Source organism: Pusillimonas sp. (genome assembly GCF_035515275.1).
Taxonomy (GTDB): domain Bacteria; phylum Pseudomonadota; class Gammaproteobacteria; order Burkholderiales; family Burkholderiaceae_B; genus Pusillimonas.
The window spans coordinates 1-2,997 of the sequence record NZ_DATJBQ010000097.1 but is presented as its reverse complement, the minus strand read 5'-3'; the positions used below and the strand labels follow the sequence as shown (position 1 = coordinate 2,997).

Genomic DNA, 2,997 nt, shown 5'->3' with positions numbered 1-2,997 from the left:
ACAAGAAAAGTTGATGACATACTGGGCCTGGCGAAAGGGCCCGGCGAGAACAAGCAGGCGCGCGACGGGGGCTTATCGCGGGATCTGGCCGTGGATGTGCACGAGGCCCTTGATAACCAGCAGGCGCGCGGCGCGCGTGTCCTTTTGTGGTTGTCGCTATTGGCGGTCTTCGTTTTGCTGGTCTGGGCTTCGTTGGCCTATATCGACGAGGTCGTTCGCGGCGAAGGCAAGGTGGTGCCTTCCCGTCAGGTTCAGGTGGTGCAAAGCCTTGACGGCGGCGTGGTCGAAGAAATACTGGTGCGCCCCGGCCAGGCGGTAGAGGCCAATGAAGTGCTGCTGCGCATCGATCCCACCCGATTTTCATCGTCGTTGGGCGAAAACCGTGCCGAACGCCTGAGCCTTACCGCCCGCGCCTTAAGGCTTGAGGCGCTCGCCTCGGGCACGCCGTTCGAGGCGCCCGAAGCCTTGTTGCGTGAAAACGCCGAGCTGGTCGAGATGGAGCGTCGCGTGTATGAATCGCGCACCAATGAAATCAACGCCGCGATTCGTTCGGCCAACGAGCAGCTTAACCAGCGGCGCCAAGAGCTGCGCGAAACCGAGGCCAATCGCGACCAGGCGGCCTCAAGCTGCAGCCTGACCTCGCGCGAGTTGCAGGTGACCCGCCCGCTGCTGCAAAGCGGCGCGGTCTCTGAAGTGGATTTGCTGCGCCTGCAGCGCGACGTCGCGCGGTTTTGCGGCGAGCGAAAAGCCGCCGAAGCCCAGATAGACCGAATTCTGGCGGCTATTGAAGAGGCGGAGAGCCGGGTTTCCGAAGCGGAACTGGCCCCGCGCAACCAGGCAGCTGCCGAGCTTTCAGAAACACGGGGCAAGCTTTCGACCCTGCAAGAAGGGCAGGCAGCCCTGGTCGATAAAGTGCGACTGGCCGAAGTGCGTTCGCCCGTCAAGGGAACCATTAAGACATTAATGAGCAACACCGTGGGCGGCGTGGTGCAACCGGGCAAAGACATTCTGGATATTGTGCCCACCGATGACACACTGCTGCTCGAGGTGCGCGTCAACCCACGCGATATCGGGTTTTTGTACCCAGGCCAGCATGCCGAGGTCAAATTCACTGCCTACGACTTTTCCATTTACGGCGGCCTGGACGGCGTGGTGGAAACCATTGGCGCCGACACCGTTACCGACGAAAAAGGCAACTCGTATTACGTCGTGAAAGTGCGTACCGACCGCGCCTACGTGGGCGACGACAAGCGCCCGATCATTCCGGGCATGGTGGCCGAGGTTCATATTCTGACGGGCAAGCGCACTGTGATGCAGTATCTGCTCAAACCCGTATTGCGAGCTAAATCCAACGCGCTGACCGAGCGCTAACCATTGGGAGTCGAAGTGGCTATGCGTGCAGTTCCTGTGTTGCTTGTTACAAAAGATGACGCTTTGTGGCGCCATTGGCGCACCCTGGATTCATCGTGGTTGCCGGCGCGCGGCGAATCTTTGGCCGATATTGATCGTTGGCGCGAGCAAGGTCGCTCGCTGGTATTGCTGGATTCCGAACTGCCGCGTCTGCCCGCCTGGAACGATGCTTCCTGGGCCCGGCAATTCAAAGAACTGAACGTGGTGGTGGCGGGCATGCGCCCCAACGACGAAGAAGGCAGGCAGGTGCTGGCCGCCGGCGCGCGCGGTTACCTGCACGCCTACAGTCCGGTCGCCGCACTGGGCACCGCCCTGAAAACCGTGGCCGACGGCAACGTATGGCTGGGCCCCACCCTGCTGGCGCGCCTGCTGCGTCAGATCGACAACGTTTTGCCGCAGCAGGCCGACTGGCACGAAGGGCTGACTGCGCGCGAAATCGAAGTGGCCCGTCGGGCTGCGATCGGCCATAGCAATCAGGCCATTGCCGATGCCCTGAGCATTAGCGAGCGCACGGTGCGTGCCCACCTTTCGGCCGTGTTTGAAAAGCTGGGTGTCAGCGACCGGCTGTTCCTGGCCCTTAAAGTGCACGGCGTGCAATAAAGCTTGTTGTTCACCCCCTGGCTGCATCCAGGGTGCGACCTGGTCGGCAGTGCAAGGTTGTTACAAAGCCCGCAGCACTCCGCCATTCAGCTACCGCCAAACGTCGGCAATGTTCGCTCCGAAACCTGTCGCCGCCGCCAATATCCCTAAGCCGTTCGGCTGGTTACCATTCATTAATGTTTACACACGTGCGCCCGATTGTTGCTTAGATAGCGACGCCGTACGGTCCTGATTTTCCTTTCGGAGCAATTCCAAAAATGGCTGCCAACACACTACTTATTACGCAAGTTACTGGTCAAGCATGGGTTCGCAGTGCAGAGGGTACGCTAACGCCTCTGCAACAGGGCGCGCGCATACCTGTTGGCGCCAATATCGTCACGGCAGAAGGCGCAAGCGTACAAGTACAGGCCGAAGGTCTTCCTGCCTTCACCGTAGGTAGCGGCCGCGATGTTCAATTTGGCACCGAGGTAGCCGAGCCTGATGTCGATGTCAGCACCGCTGCCGCAGCGCCTCCGGCCGACCCGCAAGCCCTGCAAGTGCTGGCCGCCCTTGACCAGGGCGACGACCCCTTCGCGAACCTGGACCCCACCGCAGCGGTTCTGGGCGGCGCAGGGGGTGGTGACGGCGGCAGCAGCTTTACGCGCCTGGCTTCGGTCATTGAAACGACTTCGCCGCTGGGTCTGGCGTATCCGAAGCCCACGGTGGCGGCCACCGACAACACACGTCTTGGTTTGGGTGGAACCGGCGACGAAGCACCGGCGCTTCCGACGCTTAGCATTCCCGATGCAAACGGTGTCAGCGCCGGCAACATCACGCTGGCCGAAGACGCACAATCGCCCGCTTCCGGCTCGTTTGTGCTTAGCACCCCGGGCGGCCTGGCCTTTATCACCATCGGCGATGTCACGCTTTCCGCGACCCAGCTTGCCGCCAGCGGCAGCCAGCCCGTAACCATTCCGACGGCCAACGGCCAGATCACGATTACCGGCT

The 2,997-nt window shown here is 61.5% G+C and carries 3 protein-coding genes; all 3 read left to right on the top strand.

The features are described from left to right. The first annotated feature begins 84 nt into the window (after nt 1-84). A complete protein-coding gene (locus tag VL003_RS07245) occupies nt 85-1,371 on the top strand; it encodes an HlyD family type I secretion periplasmic adaptor subunit (protein WP_325441041.1) in 1,287 nt (428 codons plus the stop codon). Between the two features lie 21 nt (nt 1,372-1,392). Beyond that, complete coding sequence (locus VL003_RS07240; RefSeq protein WP_325441039.1) at nt 1,393-2,010, top strand: response regulator transcription factor; 618 nt, start codon at nt 1,393-1,395, stop codon at nt 2,008-2,010. A 257-nt stretch (nt 2,011-2,267) separates the two neighbouring features. Next, nucleotides 2,268-2,997, top strand: a 730-nt coding sequence (locus tag VL003_RS07235) for a retention module-containing protein (protein ID WP_325441037.1), incomplete at its 3' end; no start/stop codon positions are given.

Excerpts from the sequence above, each read along its gene's own strand:
- VL003_RS07240 (WP_325441039.1), top strand. The coding sequence starts at position 1,393 with ATGCGTGCAGTTCCTGTGTTGCTTGTTACAAAAGATGACGCTTTGTGG.